Origin of the sequence: Chitinophaga varians, from assembly GCF_012641275.1 — a bacterium.
GTDB lineage: Bacteria > Bacteroidota > Bacteroidia > Chitinophagales > Chitinophagaceae > Chitinophaga > Chitinophaga varians_A.
In genome coordinates this window covers 698,123-716,721 of sequence record NZ_JABAIA010000004.1, presented here as the reverse complement: position 1 = coordinate 716,721, position 18,599 = coordinate 698,123, and the positions used below count along the sequence as shown (strand labels likewise).

15 protein-coding genes are annotated in these 18,599 nt (G+C 50.7%); 10 read left to right on the top strand and 5 right to left on the bottom strand.

What is annotated here, in order from left to right; translation table 11 throughout:
* Positions 1 to 272 precede the first annotated feature (272 nt).
* The gene (locus HGH92_RS32305) at positions 273 to 1,502 is read left to right on the top strand and encodes a YncE family protein (protein ID WP_168874972.1); all 1,230 of its coding nucleotides are present in this window, start codon (positions 273 to 275) and stop codon (positions 1,500 to 1,502) included.
* The gene (locus tag HGH92_RS32300) at positions 1,502 to 2,740 is read left to right on the top strand and encodes a hypothetical protein (RefSeq protein ID WP_168874971.1); all 1,239 of its coding nucleotides are present in this window, start codon (positions 1,502 to 1,504) and stop codon (positions 2,738 to 2,740) included. Before HGH92_RS32305 ends, HGH92_RS32300 begins: the two co-directional genes overlap by 1 nt.
* On the opposite strand, the gene HGH92_RS32295 is transcribed toward HGH92_RS32300, so the two are convergent.
* Together HGH92_RS32295 and HGH92_RS32290 are read right to left on the bottom strand one after the other, a co-directional pair.
* On the bottom strand, positions 2,729 to 3,472 hold the full coding sequence (locus tag HGH92_RS32295) for a class I SAM-dependent methyltransferase (protein WP_168874970.1): 744 nt from the start codon (positions 3,470 to 3,472) through the stop codon (positions 2,729 to 2,731). The genes HGH92_RS32300 and HGH92_RS32295 overlap by 12 nt on opposite strands.
* A gap of 6 nt (positions 3,473 to 3,478) precedes the next feature.
* Positions 3,479 to 4,285 carry an aminotransferase class IV gene (locus HGH92_RS32290; RefSeq protein WP_168874969.1) on the bottom strand — a complete coding sequence of 269 codons (807 nt, stop codon included), beginning with the start codon at positions 4,283 to 4,285 and terminating at the stop codon, positions 3,479 to 3,481.
* 131 nt (positions 4,286 to 4,416) lie between these two features.
* On the opposite strand from HGH92_RS32290, the gene HGH92_RS32285 reads away from it, so the two are divergent.
* The 7 genes from HGH92_RS32285 to HGH92_RS32255 all read left to right on the top strand — a co-directional run bounded on the left by HGH92_RS32285 (position 4,417) and on the right by HGH92_RS32255 (position 14,612).
* Entirely contained in the window at positions 4,417 to 5,019 is a 603-nt protein-coding gene (locus tag HGH92_RS32285; RefSeq protein ID WP_168874968.1) for an RNA polymerase sigma factor, read from the top strand.
* A gap of 95 nt (positions 5,020 to 5,114) precedes the next feature.
* Positions 5,115 to 6,284 carry a FecR family protein gene (locus HGH92_RS32280; RefSeq protein WP_168874967.1) on the top strand — a complete coding sequence of 390 codons (1,170 nt, stop codon included), beginning with the start codon at positions 5,115 to 5,117 and terminating at the stop codon, positions 6,282 to 6,284.
* Between the two features lie 328 nt (positions 6,285 to 6,612).
* Positions 6,613 to 10,134 carry a SusC/RagA family TonB-linked outer membrane protein gene (locus HGH92_RS32275; protein WP_168874966.1) on the top strand — a complete coding sequence of 1,174 codons (3,522 nt, stop codon included), beginning with the start codon at positions 6,613 to 6,615 and terminating at the stop codon, positions 10,132 to 10,134.
* A 14-nt stretch (positions 10,135 to 10,148) separates the two neighbouring features.
* Complete coding sequence (locus tag HGH92_RS32270) at positions 10,149 to 11,600, top strand: RagB/SusD family nutrient uptake outer membrane protein (RefSeq protein ID WP_168874965.1); 1,452 nt, start codon at positions 10,149 to 10,151, stop codon at positions 11,598 to 11,600.
* A gap of 24 nt (positions 11,601 to 11,624) precedes the next feature.
* Entirely contained in the window at positions 11,625 to 12,533 is a 909-nt protein-coding gene (locus HGH92_RS32265) for a hypothetical protein (protein ID WP_168874964.1), read from the top strand.
* A gap of 35 nt (positions 12,534 to 12,568) precedes the next feature.
* Positions 12,569 to 13,690: a TlpA disulfide reductase family protein gene (locus tag HGH92_RS32260; RefSeq protein ID WP_168874963.1), complete on the top strand. Its 1,122-nt coding sequence runs from the start codon at positions 12,569 to 12,571 to the stop codon at positions 13,688 to 13,690.
* A 316-nt stretch (positions 13,691 to 14,006) separates the two neighbouring features.
* Positions 14,007 to 14,612, top strand: coding sequence for a hypothetical protein (locus HGH92_RS32255; RefSeq protein ID WP_168874962.1), 606 nt, complete (start codon positions 14,007 to 14,009; stop codon positions 14,610 to 14,612).
* A 367-nt stretch (positions 14,613 to 14,979) separates the two neighbouring features.
* Here HGH92_RS32255 and HGH92_RS32250 read toward each other — a convergent pair whose 3' ends face one another.
* A complete protein-coding gene (locus HGH92_RS32250) occupies positions 14,980 to 15,165 on the bottom strand; it encodes a hypothetical protein (protein ID WP_168874961.1) in 186 nt (61 codons plus the stop codon).
* Positions 15,166 to 15,320: 155 nt separating this feature from the next.
* Between HGH92_RS32250 and HGH92_RS32245 the strand changes: the two genes are divergently transcribed.
* Entirely contained in the window at positions 15,321 to 16,964 is a 1,644-nt protein-coding gene (locus HGH92_RS32245) for an acyl-CoA dehydrogenase family protein (protein ID WP_168874960.1), read from the top strand.
* A gap of 138 nt (positions 16,965 to 17,102) precedes the next feature.
* On the opposite strand, the gene HGH92_RS32240 is transcribed toward HGH92_RS32245, so the two are convergent.
* Entirely contained in the window at positions 17,103 to 17,429 is a 327-nt protein-coding gene (locus HGH92_RS32240) for a hypothetical protein (protein WP_168874959.1), read from the bottom strand.
* A gap of 185 nt (positions 17,430 to 17,614) precedes the next feature.
* Positions 17,615 to 18,580 carry a DUF5996 family protein gene (locus HGH92_RS32235; protein ID WP_211092809.1) on the bottom strand — a complete coding sequence of 322 codons (966 nt, stop codon included), beginning with the start codon at positions 18,578 to 18,580 and terminating at the stop codon, positions 17,615 to 17,617.
* Between the last annotated feature and the right edge of the window lie 19 nt (positions 18,581 to 18,599).

The following is an 18,599-nucleotide window of genomic DNA, read 5'->3' as shown; positions in this document are numbered from 1 at the left end:
AAACACTGCGCCGGCGAACGGTACAATCAACGCTAAAAGTAACGCATCCCTGCGCAAAGAAGCTTCAGTATCAAACTGCTGTCAGGGTTCGTTTTATACCGGTTACTTTTATTTCCCAAAGCTGAAACCTTTGGCTATTATCTATTTTCAGGTCCATCAGTTAGTTAGGACTAAAAACTTTACACGCTGGCACATCAGGTATGCAAGCTTATCCTTTGCATATAATGTTTATAAATTCACCCACCTGTATACACTTTTTAAAACAACCACGTATGTTAAACTTCAAATTGCTGATAAGAGTTCTGTTCTTCTGTTGCTGCCTGCACTTACTGCACGCCTGTAAAAAAATAGAAGACCCTGCCACCAAACAGAAAACCCTTTTCTTTATTGACTACCGGCATCTGGCCGGCGGCAGCGATGGCATCGCTGTAATGGAGCTGGACCCTGAATCGCCGGATTTCGGGAAGATATTGCACCGGACAGAGCTGGGAAAAGGCGTGCTGCCACACCACCTGTATTTCAACCGTGATGAAAAAAAGCTCTATACTACCGCCCTGGGTGGCAGTTACCTGTATGAGTTAAAAATGGAATGGAACCACGAAGGATATCCTGTCATCTACGAGGCCAACCCTGTCAACACCGGTGGCAATACAGTAGGAGAAGATATCTTCTTCACCCGTAACGGCCAGTACTGGGTAACCTTTATGGGTGGAAAAGGCGGCGTCCGCGACGGCAGCGTTGGCGTGTTCGACGCGCATAACAATCAGCTCATCAAAACCATCTCCTCCTCTATTGACGAGCATCCCGACAAATTCATCATGTACCCGCACGGCATTTCCATATTTGAAGATAAAAATCTGGCGATGGTGACCTCCACCATTCACCCCGATCTCACCAGCGGTATCGGTAACACCTGTACGCTGATAGATATGAACACCTACAATATCATTAAGACCTACCGCGTGGCAGACAGTGCCACCGACCTGTCCAGCCCGGTGGAAGTACTGTTGCTCCGCAATGAATACCCGCGTTACGCCCTCGCCAATACCATGATCGGCGGCGACATCTGGATGGCTGCATTTAATGACGAAGCCCGTCAGTACAGCGAATTTAAGCGGGTATTAAAAGGGGCCAACCAAGGGTTGGGCTGGGCGCTGGAATTTTATATTGCAGATGATAAACTGCTGTACGTAAGTTTTGGTCAACCCGGAAAAATCCTGGTGTTTGATCTGAATTACCTACCTGAATTGCGGCAGGTGCGAACATTACCGGCTGACAAGGGGGCGCACCACATGGCTTTCTTTAAAACCAGGTCAGGCCGCTCTGTAGTGGCCGTGCAAAACAACCTGCTCAACCTGCCCAATCTCAATGCCGGCACCATTGACGTAGTTGACATCAACACCGGTGAGAAACTGGGTACGGTTGATATGCGCAACAAATACCAGCTATTGCCCGAATCGATAGAAGGCACATTAGGCAAGGCACACTATATGCACCATTGATGAGGTACCGTTTACTTGTCATATTTCTGATCGTCACACTACAAAGGTTAAACGCACAACCGGCGCCTGTGCTTCCGCCCGACAGTATGCTGCCCCGTATAACACGCAGCCATCTGCTATTGCAGGCTTACGCGATGAGCGCACAGGCTTACCGGTGGCGCGCCCACAGCGCCCTGGCATGGGCGCCGCCGGTGGTGGGCGCCGGCACGTTTATGATCCCGTGGTCGGCACGCCGCGTGTATAATGACATTGCGCTGGGCAGCAGAATTGTGCAGGCAGAGCAGGCAATCCCACATCCGGCAAAGCTGCGGAGCCGTTACCAGTACCTGGCTTTTGAGGCAAACATGGCGCTGACCGCACAGACCATTGCCCTGAACCGGTTGCACTACTCCGCCCGGCAACAATATATCCGCCATGTGGCGGCACTGCAAAAGGCGGCAGCACTACGGCGTCAGGAACAGGTATTGTCTTTTATCCACCAGGTGGCGCTGGCACGGCTGCCTTACCGACAGGCACAGGTAGCAGCTGTAAGCACCGCTGCGGCAAGACTCACAGCGGTAAGTGATGATATACGCACACAGGAATCGCTGGCTGCCGGCACCAGGGCAAGATTGAGCAGCCTGTTATATCTCACCGGGCCTTTTACCACAGACAGCAGTTACACGCCGGCGTTTACGCCCGGCAACACAGACACCGTATCACTGGCGCAGGCCAACAAACAGGTATATCAGCTGGAAGAAGCCATACGATGGCGGTACCTGGAACAAAAGGCTGTACGGCAAGAGCAGCGGCCGGATTTCAACATTGGCTTTTATCAGTTCTTTCCGGTATCGCCGCTGGTACCCAACAATTTCAACATCATGGTGGGCATCAGGATACCGCTGGCGCCATGGGCGGCAGGCTATTACCGTCGGAAAACGCAGGCCATCGGGACAGACATCGCCGCACTGGCGCAGCAGCGCAGCGCCCTGTTGCAACAGACACAGGTCCGGCTAACGGTACTGGAGCAGGACATTCGCATACAACAGCAACGCATATACGGTATTACGGAAAAAATATTACCTGCGCTGCAACATGCGTTAGAGGCTGATATGGCGCGATATCAGGAAAACAGGCTGGACCTGGCTGCCGTACTTCGTTCCCTCGAAGCAGCGTGCGCGATGGAAGTACAGCTGTGTGACTACCGGCAACAGCTATATGAAATGACTATCGCATACGACCAGCTGCTATACCGCTGATGGTTTCTGTGCTGCTATCAATATAAAAATAGGGCGGCGGGTTTCGTCTTTCATTTCCGGGTATTTTTCCAGCACGGCCGGTGAAGGTTTGGGCTCTTCCACCCGGGTGATGATGAAACCGGCATCCAGCAGGCCGTTGATCAGTGTGGCTACCGTGCGGTGGTACTTTACCACGTCCGTGTCCAGGAAACGGGCCACCCGGCGGCCTTCGTCCTGGTAATGATCTACCGGCCAGTGCAGCCGTTGGCCCGCTGTACCGTAGTACCAGTCCTGCGTCTCCATGGCCGTAAATACAGGGTGTTCGGTAGAAAAAACAAAATGTCCGCCTGCCGACAGGCTATTGTGCACTTTGCGGCAGATAAGGTCATAATGCCCGGTATAATGCAGCGCCAGCGAGCTAAGTACCACATCGAAAGAACCGGGAGGAAAATCGATGTCTTCCATGGCTTCCCGCAGGTAGGTGATACCCGGGCCATTGTTACGCAGGCGTGCCTGTTCCAGCATTTTTTCGGAGAGGTCCATTCCTATTACGCTGGCGGCCTGCTGTTCCATCACATAACGGCAATGCCAGCCAAAGCCACATCCGATATCCAGTACCCGCTTGTCTTGCAGGGGCGGCAGCAGGCTACGGAACACTTCCCATTCCCCGGCCGCGTTCAGTCCTTCTACGGAGCGCGCCATCTGGCTGTAGTTTTCAAAAAAGCCGGGATCGTCGTACTTATTTTCTTTCATGGTGGTTTACAGGTTATCCCAGGGAATGGTTTCGTAGGCCCGTTCCAGTATGTCAGACAACGTATCGTTACTATGGTCAAACATATGTTGGTCGATCTGCGCAATCATTCCCCGATGGTTAACAGAGTTGGTATAAAAAGCGTTTTTATATTCGTATAGCTGTGACAGTGGCACATTGCGGTGGATGACCGCCACACCGTTGTTCCAGAGGCTGTCTGACAACAGCTGTACCATAATGCCCGGCAAGGCGGGTGTGGCCGGCAATACGATACTTTGTCCGTCGTAAAAGCCGACGTTCCAGATAGCACCTTCTGAGATGTGCTGTTGCTGATCGACGTACAGAACGTCGTCAAAACCGGCGTCCATGGCTTTTCGACGGTATGCCAGAATCCCGGAAACGATGCCGCTGTATTTAATTTCCGGCAACAGGCGTTCAAAGCGGGCGGACATTACTTTGATCGGTTGCGATGCCGGTGCCACCGCCGGCGTTTTGGTGACCAGCACCTGCAGGTCTTTTTCGCGGATGACCGGCTGGCCAAAAGCGGTCGTAAAAATATTCACCCGGAGCGAGCAGGACTCCTGTTCCATTGTGATCTGATGCAGACAATCGATAATATGCCGGTCCGGCAGCTGACAGCCAAACAGCTGCCGGCTGCTGCCAGCCAACCTCTCCAGGTGAAGGCGTAATCCTTTCACCTGTCGTTGTCTTACCTGCATAGCCGTAAAATGACCGTACTGCAACGCCATTAGTCTGGGCATATCCGCCATGGTGAGTGGTCTGCCGTCCAGTTCCTGTACAAACATATTGTCCATCCTTAAAGCTACTTAAAGTTTGGCAAATGCCCTGAAAGCGCCGGTGTTTGGGTTTTTAAAAAGATTTTGATACTTTAGCGCCCAAACCAGCCATACCAACTTTTGTGAGCCAGGGGACATACTTTTAACTGATGAAGGGCAGTCAATATAATGAAAGGGAGATCGTTGCCCGTATAGCCAAAGGTGATGAGTCCGCGTTTGCTGTCTTTTTTCGTCACCATTACCAGAAAATTTATGAAGTAGGACTGATGCTGACGCAGACGGAATCCGTAGCGGAAGAGCTGGTGCAGGATGTTTTCGTGAAAGTATGGAAACAACAGGCGCAGCTGCCGGAGATCATGGACATCCCTTCCTGGCTGTTCATCATTGCGCGCAACGACGCCTACAAGGCCCTGCGGCGCAGCACCCGCCTGAAGGTGGTCCTGGACACGCTGGAGCTTCCCATGCCTGTTTCCAACGAAACTGATGAACAGATTATTTACCGTAATTATCATGAGCTGGTGAACAAGGCCGTCAGCCAACTGCCCATACGACAGCAAACAGCCTGGCGCCTGAGCCGGGAGGAAGGATTGAAACGCGAGGAGATCGCGGCCCGTATGCAGATCCGTCCGGACACTGTAAAAGAACACCTCTCCCTGGCCGTTAAAAACATCCGTGGTTTTCTCGAATCGCATGACGCCTTCCTGATCGGGGCAGAGCTGATCTTTGTCTGGAGCCTGCATTCCCTCAATTAATTTTTTTTCGGAGACACCCCCCACCCGCTCTTCTTCCGGGGTCTTTATAATAACGGGACCGTACCACCTACTTATTACGCCCGCTTACAGCTTATATGGACCAAAATCGACTGGATTATTTATTTAGCAGGTATACTGCCGGCGAGGCTACGCCCGAAGAGCTTCGGGAGTTTGACATGCTGGTGCAGCAACCCGAACATGAAACAGTATTACATACAAAAATCGACCAGTTGTTCCTTGCCACCAGCGGAACAGCCACTATGCCGGAAAAGGCCATACAGGCCACTTTACAGCATATTACCGGAAAGCCGGCCTCTTCGTCCGTCGTTCGTTACCTGCGCCGCAGCTGGTGGGCTGCCGCCGTGGGGCTGTTGTTAACAGGCAGCAGCACGTGGCTGCTCACCCGGCCCCGCTATGAGATGGTAGCCCCTTTAGCCGATAAGGCGCCTGGCAGCCATAAAGCCGTGCTGACGCTGGCCGATGGCAGCACCGTAGCGCTGGACAGCAGCGGGCAGCAGGTCATCGGACAGCAGCAGACCACTATCCGGCAATCCGGCGGACAGCTGCAATACAGTGTACAGTCGCCCGGCGCCGTAGCCAGCTATAATACACTGACCACTCCCCGCGGCGGCCAGTTCCGGGTTATACTGCCCGATGGCACGATAGTATGGCTCAACACCGCTTCCGCGCTGCGTTATCCTACCGCGTTCAGCGGCGCCGACAGGACCGTTGAGTTGCAGGGAGAGGCTTATTTTGAAGTGGCCGCCAACGCCACGCAGCCTTTCCGGGTAAAAACAGCGGCACAGGAGGTACATGTGCTGGGCACCAGTTTTAACATTAACGCCTATACGGATGAAGCCAATACTGTCACCACACTGGTCAGCGGCCGGGTGAAAGTGAACACGCCCGGAAAAGATGCCGGCGTGATGCTGGAGCCGGGCCAACAGGCTATTGCCGCCCATAGCGGCAGTCAGCAGCTCAGCGTTACGCGCACGTTCGCGCCCGATGTTATCGCCTGGAAGAATGGGCTGTTCCTGTTCGACAATGCCGATCTGGCAACAGTGATGCGTTGTCTGGAACGCTGGTATGACATCGACGTAAAATATGAAGCGAAGCCCGATATACACTATACCGGGCAGATCGCCAGAAACCAGCCGTTGTCCAAAGTCATACATATGCTGGAGCAAACCGGCCAGGCCCGTTTCAGGCTTGTCACGGCCGGACAGGGACATCAGGCGAAAGATATGATCATCATCCTGGAATAAAAAATGGCAGGGAGGGCCATACCATGATATTAAATTAATACAAACCGCGATCTAAAAACAGCCACCATTAAAAAACCGGAAACGTTGGCGCGTTCCCGGTACATGCAAGATCTACATTGCCTGACGCCGGCTCGTATTCCATGGCCAGGCAGGATCATGATTTATTACAAACCATCATCGTAAATCCAAACGACACGAAGATATGAGAGAAAGTTTATTCTCCCAAGGGGGTTTATTGCCCCGTTGTATACCGATACCAACAACCAAAACTCCGACAGATCCCACCACCAGCCAGTCTGACCGGAACCGATTTAAAAAAGTGTTATTAATGATGAAACTTACAGGAATGCTGTTGCTGGCTTTTTGCCTGCAGGTAAGCGCCAGGGTATACTCCCAGAAAGTGACATTAACGGAGCGGAATGCCTCCGTACAACAGCTATTCAGCACCATCCGCCAACAAACCGGCTACCTGTTTCTGTACAGTAACGAAACGCTGAAAAACACGCATCCCGTGTCCGCACAGCTGACAGAAGTACCGCTGAAAGCAGCGCTGGACCATATTACCAGCAACCAGCCTATTACCTACAGCATTGAAGAGAACAATACCATCCTGATCAAACCCAAACCGGTAGCAGCAGCCAACGCGCCTGTTCTTCAGCGGATCAACGGCACCGTTCGGGACGAAAAAGGTGTTCCGCTCATCGGAGTGACCGTGAAAATAAAGGGCACCAACGGCGGCACAATCTCCGATGAACAGGGCAACTGGTACATCCAGGCCACCGATGACGCCACCATCCTGGTGTTTTCCTTCATCGGCTACAGCAACCATGAAGAGCCTATCAAAGGCAGAACAGTGATCAATGTAGTACTCAGACAACAAGACAAAAGCATGAGCGAGATCGTGGTCACCGGTTACCAGAAAGTAGAACGGCGCTCACTCACCTCTTCTATCACTTCTCTCAAAACAGAGAACCTCAAAACCATCAATCAGCCTAATATCGATAAGCTGTTACAGGGCCAGGTGCCAGGTATGGTGGTGATGAGCACTTCCGGCGCCCCCGGCGCCATGCCACAGATACGCATCCGCGGTACATCTACCTTAAGCGGCAACACGCAGCCGCTGTGGGTGGTGGACGGTATCATTCTCGATGATCCCATCAACGCTTCCGTGGATGACATCATGACCAACCGTAACCTGATCGCTTCCGGTATCGGCGGTATCAACGTGGAGGACATCGAATCCATCAACGTGCTGAAAGACGCCGCGGCCACAGCGATCTATGGTACCAAAGCCGCTAACGGGGTAATCGTACTGACCTCCAAAAAAGGTACGGCCGGCAAAACCCGTATCAACTTCACCAGCTTCGCCACCGTAGGCATGCGCCCGCGAATTGAAGATGCGTATATGATGAACTCCAAAGAAAGGATCGGCGTGAACCTGGAAATGATGCGCCGGGGCGTATTGACGGCCACCTCTCCACGCGCCGGTGAATACGGCACATCCACCGATTTCGAGCGTGCGCTGATAGATGTACATGACCACAAAATGAGCTGGTCGGATTTTGAGAAAAGAGTGAATCAGCTGGAACAGGTCAACACCAACTGGTTTGAATACCTCTTCCGTAATTCGTTCACCCACCGTCAGAACCTGAACATCTCCGGCGGTAACGAAAAAACGACTTTCTATCTCTCCGGCAGCTATATGGATGAACAGGCCACTGCATTACAGACCGGCATGAAAACCTACACCGGCTCCCTGAAAGTATATACCAAGCTGCATCCTACCCTTCGTGTAGGCGGTATGCTGGACCTCAACCGCCGGGATAACGGCAGCTTCTTTGCCACAGACTCCCGCGAGAACCCCTTTGAATGGTCGATCTATACCACACGTGCGCAGAATGCCTATGATGAAAACGGTCAGTACAACTACCTCTATTACAACGGCATTAAATACAACTTTCTCGAAAACCGCAACTATGGCTGGCGTAACTCACAAAACTTCAGCATCCGCGGAACAGTGGACATTGAGTGGAAACCTATCAGCTCCCTCATCTTCGGCAGCCTTTTCTCTTTCACCAATCAGAATACCACTGATGAAGATGTGGCTACCGAGAACAGCTATTTTGTAAAAAGCAGACAACGTGACGTCACCAACATTGTTAACTCTGTTGCAGTACCGTTATGGAAAGAAGGTGGTTACCGTAAAGGCAGAAACAACAATAATAAGTCACTCACACTCCGTAACCAGGTATCGTTTATGCCTATACTGAACGCCAACCATCGCTTTGATGTAATGGCCGGTCAGGAAATACGTACGTCCAAATACGAAGACGAGATGACCGAGATATACGGCTATGTACATGACCGTGGCCGTCAGCAGATGCCGCAGTTTGACCTGATGAAACAAATGGGCCGGCCATACTGGTCGGAAAGCCTGAACCAAAGCGCTGCCGTTTCTTACTTTGGTACAACAGGCTATACTTATAAAAACCGCTACACCGTTAGCTTCAACGCACGTACTGACGGCTCCAACCGCTTTGGCCTTCGCACCAATCAGCTGTTTCAGCCACTGTGGGCAGTAGGCGCCAACTACCAGATGAAAGAAGAAGACTTCTTCGCCAACAAAGACTGGTTAAGTTACCTGACGCTTCGCGCCTCCTATGGCAGCCAGGGCAACGTAGCCTCTCAGGCATACTCTGACCTGGTGGCCACCATCGGCAAACCGGACCTTGCCAACACAGACAACTATCTGGTGATAGACGCCCCCAGGAACCCCAACCTGAAATGGGAAAAGAACTATACCGCCAACGTAGCGCTGGAAATCGGATTGTGGAAACGCCGGGTGATGGCCACTGTAGAATGGTACCATAAAAAAGGCGTTGACCTGCTGGGCAGCAAACGTGTATCACAGGTTTCCGGATTCAGTACCCTGCAGGTAAACTGGGCATCCATGAAAAACACAGGCCTGGAATTCTCCTTAAGTACTATCAATATCGATACAAAGGACTTTCGATGGTCTACCAATATCAATGCCGGTTACAATAAAAACGAAGTGCTGGACGTATATTCCCTGCCTTCCGTTGATGGCCTGACCAATGCACAACGCTCCAACTATGCGGCTTCTGCTGTTGTGGGCAAACCTGTTAACGGCCTCTGGTCTTACCGTTATGCAGGGCTGAACAAAGACGGCCGTGCCACCTTCTATACCGCCAAACCCGGCGAAACAGTGCTCAACGGTATGCGTAACATAGACGGTCTTGTGTATTCCGGTTCTACCATGCCAACCGTACAGGGTGGTTTCACTAATACCTTCTCTTATAAAAGATTTACGCTGTCCGCTTTGTTCATCGGTAGTTTTGGTAACGTAATCCGGCTGCGTAATATCAGTGCCAACAATACCTTCGTCTTCCCCGAAACGACCCAAAACATGTCTACCGAATGGGTTGACCGCTGGCAGAAACCGGGTGATGAACAGCACACCAATGTCCCTAAACTGGAATCAGACAACAGTGTTCCCGGTCTGGCCGATGTATCACCCTACAATGCCACTATGTATAATAACAGTGACCTAAGGACTGTGAAAGGTGATTTTGTGCGTCTTCAGAACCTGTCTCTCAGTTACGACTTATATAATGCGCGCCTGCGTAAGAGTGGTATTCAAAATATGCGCTTCATGATACAGGGCAACAATCTGCATGTATGGAAGAACAGCGCATTAAAAGGCCAGGACCCTGAGGCCACGGGCTCGGTGATGAAATATGACCGTACCAGCAATGCTAACGTGTCTTTCGGCAATACCTACCTGCCACTGCCACGTTCTTATTCATTCTCTTTTTCCTTACAGTTTTAAAAACAGATGCCATCATGAAATTAAGATATCTGACGCCCCTGTTATTGTTTTCACTGATCTTCACCAGCTGTAATAAAATGCTGGACATCAAACCGGTGAACCGGATGATGCCGGTAAGCATATCAGATTACGAATCTGTTCTGGTGGGCGGTTACCCGCGGGTGGACTACTTTATGAAAACGGAATTGATGACGGACAACATGACCGCCAACCTGAACATAGTTGCCTCACCACAAAAGGAACTGGAACTTTGGTTTTCCTGGTCACCTTCTAAACAACCTGATGGCGGTGAATTAGATCCTTACTGGGGACAGCTGTATACCTCTATCTATTACGCCAACACTGTATTAGATAATTTTAACGACCGCCAGCCGGAGCTCAACGAGAAGGAGTTGTATGAAACGGTGAAGGGAGAAGCCTATGCCTTGCGTGCCTGGTGTTATTTCTATCTGGTGAACTTTTATGCCGAACCTTACAGTCCTGCTACCACTCAGGCTTACGGCGTGCCTATGCCACTCAGTGCCAAAGATGTTCATCAGCACACACAAAACAACGTACGCGAACCGTTGGGGAAAGTGTACGCACAAATCCTGTCCGACCTCGAGCAGGCCTCCGGTTTGCTGGCGGGTAAAAAGGCCCGTAATGTTTTCCGTATGGATGCCAGTGCTGTTGAGGCTTTACAGGCACGTGTACATCTCTTCATGGGTGACTACGACAAAGCCATCGCTGCTGCCACGGATGTAATCGTGAACAAGCCATTGTCTGATATGAATAACATGCAGACCTATATTGAAAGTGAAGGAAATGCCCGTGCATTTGCCCTTAACACGGGTTTTATCGATGCAGGAGATTATAAAAACGAAGTACTGTTTTTTACCGGCGGTACCGCTAATATGAATATCTATTATCATAGCAATACGGTGTTCAGGCCATCATTGGAGTTGCTCGCATTATGCAACCGTCCTGCCGGTGGCAGTGACTATCGTCGTTATATCTTTTCCACTTTTGCAGACCTGAATACCACAGATGGTAAACTGAACGGGCCAACGTTGTACAACATGTACGCCAAACAGGACAAGCCCTGTTATTACATCGGCCTGAAAGTGAGCGAGTGTTATGTAATACGGGCAGAAGCCTATGCCAGGCTAAAGCAAAAGGACAAAGCTATCGCTGACCTCAACACATTATTGGTGCGCCGTATACGGAAAGGCGAATTTGTACCGTTGAAAGCCGCTGACTTTACAGATGAGACTTTATTGAACCGTGTTCTCGAGGAGCGCCGTATAGAAACCGCCTTTGAAGGTGGTATCCGTTGGATGGACCTCAGACGGCTGGGTAAACCGGCCCTCTCCCATGTCTATAAAAACGGACAGATCTATGAGTTAAAACAAAATGACAACCGTTATCTCCTGCAATTGCCACTGTCAGAGATCAACAACAGTCCTTCTATCCCTTTAAACCCCTGATCATAACACAAAATGAGACAACACATGAAGCCGATATATGTTTCCATCCTCGCACTGGCAGCCTGCTTTACAGCCTGTTCCAAAGAAGAGCAACCAGGTTTTACGGCCGAACCAGGCGTTCAGCAACAGTTTACACCACCTGCTGACGCCCCTGCCGAAATCAAAGACATGTATGATCACTACGGTGTCTGGGTACGAACGGACTTCAAAGACTGGAAGGAAGTCACCAACGGTGTGCTGGCATCTGATGTCAATAACCGCTGGGGCGCCACCAAAATAGACGCTGACCAGCGCACGGCGGTAACGACCTATGCGCAAACATTGCTCTCCAACGTGTCCGATAAATTTGCCAAGCGGTATTTCCCGCTGGAGCTCTTCTTTGTAAAAACTTATAGCGCTCCGTTTTTCGACATAAATATCAGGGACCTCGGGCGCAGCCGCCTGATTATCTGCTGGCCCAATCATATGTATGGCGCGTTGCCTGTCACCGATCCTGTTAATCATTATTATCAGGACTCTGCACTGGCCCGCAGCATCTGGGGCTACCTGGGCAATATGTCAGCACTACGTTTTGACGCGCCTGTCACTGCATTTGTACTGGCTGGCAAGGCTTACGACAACGGAGCGGCAAGAGAGCTGGTATTCAAACAATATGAGAGGGACAGGGATCTGGAGGCACGTGACAAAGCCATGGACCAGATAGCCCTTAACGGTGGTTTTATAACTTCCCTCGGCAGTGTATCATTCGATAATGATTTCGGGGAATGGATGCGTTTACTGGCCACGGAATCCTATACCAACATCAAAGCCAAATACCTGGATAACAGTCCGGCCCGCGCCCGCAAGTACGAAGTGATCATCCGTTTCTTCAAAAGTTACGACTGGGACATCCAGGCAGCCGGCAACAAATACCGGGAGAAACTGGGCAATTAATTCATATATCAACATCAGCATAAACCAACGATCACATGAGAACATTAGCATTGACCACTGCCTGCTTGCTGCCCGTCCTGGCATTCGCCCAGGAAGGTCCATACACCATCACCGGCAGCATCGGCAAAGAGAACAAATTTGAGAAAGCTTATCTGTACAGCAGCAACAGCAAAGGCAGGTTGATTGACTCTGTTGCCATTAACAATGGTAGCTTTACCTTCACCGGCAAGACTGATATTCCCGCGAGAGCCTTTCTTTTCACCGGCAATACCCTCTCCTCCTCTTTCACCGCCAACCGCCTGGTGTTCTACCTGGAGCAGGGCAAAATCCGTGTAGAGAGCGCAGATTCCATCGCCAATGCCACCGTGAAGGGCGGCGCAGCCAATACCGTGCATCAGCAGTACAAAGCGGCTTCCCGCGACATCAACAAACGCTCTGATGCGCTCAGCCAGAAATATTATGCCACGCCGGCAGCAGAACGGGAGCAGGAAGCCTTCAAACAACAGTATCAGGCTGACAACAAAGCGATAGCCGCCGCACAGCAGAAAGTGGTGACCACCTTCATCAAAGCACACCCCAATACATCCGTCAGCCTCGATGCGCTGACTGAATGGGCGGGTTATGATCCGGACCCGGCAGTAGTGGAACCGGTGTTTAAACTGCTGTCTCCTTCCGTACGTAAAAGCAAAGCCGGCGAACATTTCGCCGCTCAGTTAGAAAGCCAGCGCAGGACCGCTATCGGCGTAGTAGCGCCGGAGTTCATCCAGAACGACACGCTCGGTAATCCTGTCGCGCTGAAAGATTTCCGCGGTAAATATGTGCTGGTAGATTTCTGGGCCAGCTGGTGCGGTCCCTGCCGCCAGGAGAACCCTAACGTGGTAGAAGCTTTCCATAAGTACAAGGATAAGAATTTCACCATCCTCGGCGTATCCCTCGACAATGAAAACGGCAAGTCGTTCTGGATGCAGGCCATCCATGACGACAAGCTGCAATGGACACAGGTATCTGACCTGAAAGGCTGGAAAAACGAAGCCGCCAAAATGTACGGTGTACAAGGCATTCCGGCTAACTTTCTGATTGGCCCCGATGGTAAAATCGTCGGTAAAAATCTTCGTGGGGAAGCTTTGGAGAAAAAGCTTGCTTCTTTATTACAGTAGTATTTCAGCAGCCGTTTCCATAAGGGGACGGCTGTTTTAATCAGCTTCAAAATAGTCTAGGTAACTTCAACGAATATACGAAATATAAAATAATAAACACAAACGTTCTATCCCACTCACTTTATACGCCCCTGCTAAAAAAACATCTATCTAAAAATAAAACAGCGAAGGTAAATAGTTATCTTAAAAAAGAACCTATATATATTTCTCAACCCAAATCAAATCCCCTATGATGACAAACAGTAAGAAAATTCTGTTCTTAGTCACCAGTGTAACCCTTCTTTTTTTCTCCTGTAAAAAGAACACTGATGATCAGATGGACTCTGAGCAGTATTACAAAGCACAACTTGAAAAACTAATCCATCTGAAGGAGATACCTTCTTCTTCTTCAGACGCAAAGAGCGCATCTTCATTTAAGACTTACAAAGAGGCTTATGAGGCATTTTCCTTTGTGAGAACGGGAGAGGTTTTTTCAGTTACTACAGCCGCCTCGCCGACAAAGCCACCTAAAGACAACGGCACCAATCAGGCCAGGATTGGTAACGTCGTACCGGACTATTACAGCATCACGCCCAATCTGACAACTTCCGTAGGCCCTACTTCGTCGCTAGGAGTCAACTTCACCCTTGACTTTCGCTGTCAGTGGGAAGAAGGTCCTAATCCGGATGAATGGATACCTAGCATCGTTGTCCTCGGTAAATCGCAGCCCATATATTATTACTCCGGTGTGGGCAAAATGACTAGCTATGGCTCCGTATGGTCAGGGCTTACCTTCAAAGGCAGAGTACAAGGCGAGACAGTAGTTGCCGGTACAACTACTTCCTGGTTCATAAATGTTGACGTGGGCGTAACTATTATACCTGCTACCCAACCAGGAGGAACGGCATATACGCAGTCGACTTTCCAGGCAAAATCTATTTAGCCTGGAAACGGCAAATATCGACTTTGTCAATTATATCCCCTTCTATGCGCTGAAAAGCCGGAGGGGGATCATCTACAAGTATTCTATCATAAATCAATTAACCTCCTATGATAATAAACAGTAAGAAGGTCCTTCTGTTGCGGCATCAATCAAGCCAGAATTGGCAATAACCAGACCGAATATTATAGTTTGTATGCTATCCTGTCGGTCAACCCAAACGGTAATTCAGATATATACTGCAAATTCACCATTGACTATAGCTGTCAATGGGAAGAGGTGTTCCCCGATTCGGATGAATGGATCCCAGCGTCGTTGTCATCAACAAGTCATGGCCAGAATGGTCAACTGAGGGCCTGTTTGGTCGGGACTAACCTTCCGCAGCCCGGTACAAGGTGAGATAATTGTTGCCGGAGTACCTTTCATCTGGCAAACGGACACCGAGGGAGGGGGCAACCATCGTAGCAGCTCCACCGGCCGGAGGAACACCGTTTACGTCCGCATACTTCAGGATAGTGCCGTAGTATAGAACAACAGGATGTACCGGAGATCTCATTAAAGACGCCCTCCGATACATCTTGTATCATACTTCTCGATCGAACATGTATAGGTTTGTATGATATTTTCTCCTGTTCATGTTCGTATAGCCCGGACAGTTACTTGATCTTAGAGGTAAATATCTTACATTTAAGTACACTAAATCCGTTGTTTATGTCTGCTCCCGGTTTCGATTTCGATCATGTTGGCAATCAGGTCCCTGTATTGGAGAACTACAACACTTTCACGACCCATCCCATACTGCAAAACACGCTGCAGGCCTATGGCGGCGGCTGGGCAGCGTCGCTGGCAACGGAGGTGGGGCAGCTGATGGGCAGCCACGAATTCCAGGAAGCAGGTACCCTCGCCAATACTTATCTGCCGGTACTGCATACCCATGACCGGTTTGGCAACCGCCTCGATACAGTGACCTACCATCCTTCCTATCACCAGATGATGGCGGCCGCTATCCGGCATCAGGTACATTCCATCGCGTGGACCACCAAAGAAAAAGGCGGGTACCTGGCCCACAGCGTGCTCTCCTATCTCAAACAACAGATAGACGAAGGCAGCAGCTGCCCTTTGACCATGACATTTGCCGTGGTGCCTTCGCTGCAGATAGCGCCTGATATCGCCCGTGAGTGGCTGCCGCTTGTTCTCTCCAACAGATATGACGAACGCCATATTCCCTACACGGAGAAACACGGCGTTACCTTTGGCATGGCCATGACAGAGCCGCAAGGCGGCAGTGATGTACGCGCCAATATCACCATCGCTCAGCCTGTTGGGGATGGTGTCTATCATATCACTGGCCGCAAATGGTTTTGCAGCGCGCCTATGAGCGATGCCTTCCTGGTACTCGCACAGGCGCCGAAAGGCCTTAGCTGTTTCCTGGTGCCCCGCTTCATACCCGACGGTACTAAAAACCAGCTGCGGTTCCAGCGGCTGAAAGACAAGCTCGGCAACCGTTCCAATGCCTCCGGCGAAGTAGAGTTCCACGGAACCTGGGGCCGTATTATCGGCGAAGAAGGCCGCGGTATTGCTAATATTATGGAGATGGTGCGCCATACGCGGCTGGACTGTGCCGTGGGATCTGCGGCCACCTTGCAGCGTGCCCTGGCAGAAGCCATACATCATTGTAAGCACCGGCAGACTTTCGGTAAATCGTTGCTCAGTCATCCGTTGATGCAGAACGTGCTCACTGATCTGGCCCTCGAATCAGCGGCAGCGACTACCTTCGCCATGCGGCTTGCCAAAGGGTTTGATGACGCGAAGACTGATGAGGCAGCGTTACATTTCACCCGCATTGCTACTGCAGCAGGCAAGTTCTGGAACACCAAACGCGCCGTGCTGGCCATGGGTGAAATTGTAGAATGCCTCGGCGGCAATGGCTACGTGGAAACATCTATCCTGCCGCGCCTCTACCGCGATGTGCCGGTCAACGCCATCTGGGAAGGCTCCGGCAATATTCAGGCGTTGGACGTGCTGCGCGCCATGCATAAAGAGCCACACAGCATGGAGGCACTGAGGCATTATTTTCAACAGGGCGCTCAGCTGCATCCCCTGCTGACGCGGCACCTGGAAGGGTTGCAGCAGTTGCTCTCCCGTCCGGCAGATTATGAACGCAACGCAAGAATTATTGTAGAAAAAATGTCACTGGCCATACAGGCAATTGAGCTGATACAAACTTCTTCTGCTACGGTGGCAGAGATGTTCGTTCAGGCACGGTTGCGGCAAGACAGGCAGTTGACATGGGGCGCACTGGAGGAGATGAATGGTTGGGAGGAAGTGGTGGCTACTGTGTACAACGGTGAATAAACAAGCGGATAAAATACCTTGGTAAGGTCAACAAACATAGGTGTTCATAGCTTTACACCCCGCCACAAAGGCGCCGTATCTCACGACAAAAATTGCATACCATTCTTATTTAGATGCGCCAAAACCGTCAGGCTAACTTTATTCAGTAGGCATCCCAGCATCGACAGCCGCCTGTTTTTCGATATCCTTCCACTTGTTATAATTGCCTTCATCCTTGGCCTGCAGGTATGCTTCGGCTACCAAACCGGCCCGTATATAGATCTGCATTTTGTCCCCTTGGCGTTTTGCTATTTCGTACTGCGTAACGACATCCTCTGCCACTTGATTTTCTATTTTGTTCAGATCCTCATGAGCCTTCTGTTCAAGGCCACCTCCAAAATAGAACCAGATGACAACTACGGTAGCAATGGATGCGACAATTCCCTTGAAAGCATTCCCAGGCTTTTTGTTTTGGTTGTTTTCCATCTTTTTTACCCAAACCTACAGATTGTCTTAATGGAATAATTACGGGAAAACGTAATGGGAGGGGCAAACTACTTAGGGCGAAACTATCTACACCAGGAGCATCTGCAACCTTTTTTTAACCAGAGCCGTTGAGTAAGCAATAATATACGTCGATAGTATTTTCATTATTATCCATCGCTATACGCTCATCCCACCTTATAACACCCATAAGCCTCTTCCAAATCCGAATGATCACATTCCAACGCCTTACGGTCCCAGTGACTGGTATTGGCGGCGGCTTCATAAGTAGACTGTAAAAAGGCCATCAGCGTAGCTTCCGGATCATCCGACTGCTGCACGGCGGCATAGGGCAACAGGAACTCGCCCATCTCCGGGCTATAGAAGGCTGCCGAGGGTTGTACCGGTTGCGTGGCAAAATCCGGCGCCGCCGGATAGGCATAGGAATAAAAGAACGCCTGTGGGGCCTGATCGTTGCCTGGCCAGAAGCCGCAGGAGCTCACCTCTTTGGAATAAGCCTCCTGCATCACCACCGCCGGCATATTCGGCATTTCACCCTGATGCTGTGGCGCATCCCGGCCAGAGAAGCGGGTGACGGCCAGGTCAAAAGCACCCCAGAAAAAATGCACGGGACTGCATTTGCCCGTGAAGCCGGCACGGAAACGGGTAAATACATTATGTATCCGCACCAGCGCCTGCCAGAAATGCTCTATCTGCTGCTGGTCGTACGACTGATGCAGCTGATCTTCTGTAAATGGAATAGCATCGGGCATTTCGCTGGGAACGGGATAGATGGTCACATCAATATCCAGTGACTGCAACTTGTCAAACAGCGAGGCATAAAAATCTGCCACTGTCCGCGGCCGCAGGCCTACGGCCTCTTTCTGTCCGCGGCTGGTGGTGATCACCAGCTGGTGGTGGATGAAATCAAAATCAATCTGGAAGATACCATGGCGATAAGGCATACTGCCGGTACTAAGGCCATAGGGATTGACATAGAGGGTAACATGCCAGGAATGGTTGAGCCACGGCATCTGGCGCAGGCGTATTTTGCCCACTATCTGCGTCCACAGGTGGACGGTAGCAAGCGTATCTTTCCAGCTGTTATAGTCGATGACCGGCCACTGGCCGGATGACAAAGTTGAGTACTGCATGATGGTCCTGATGTTTTCT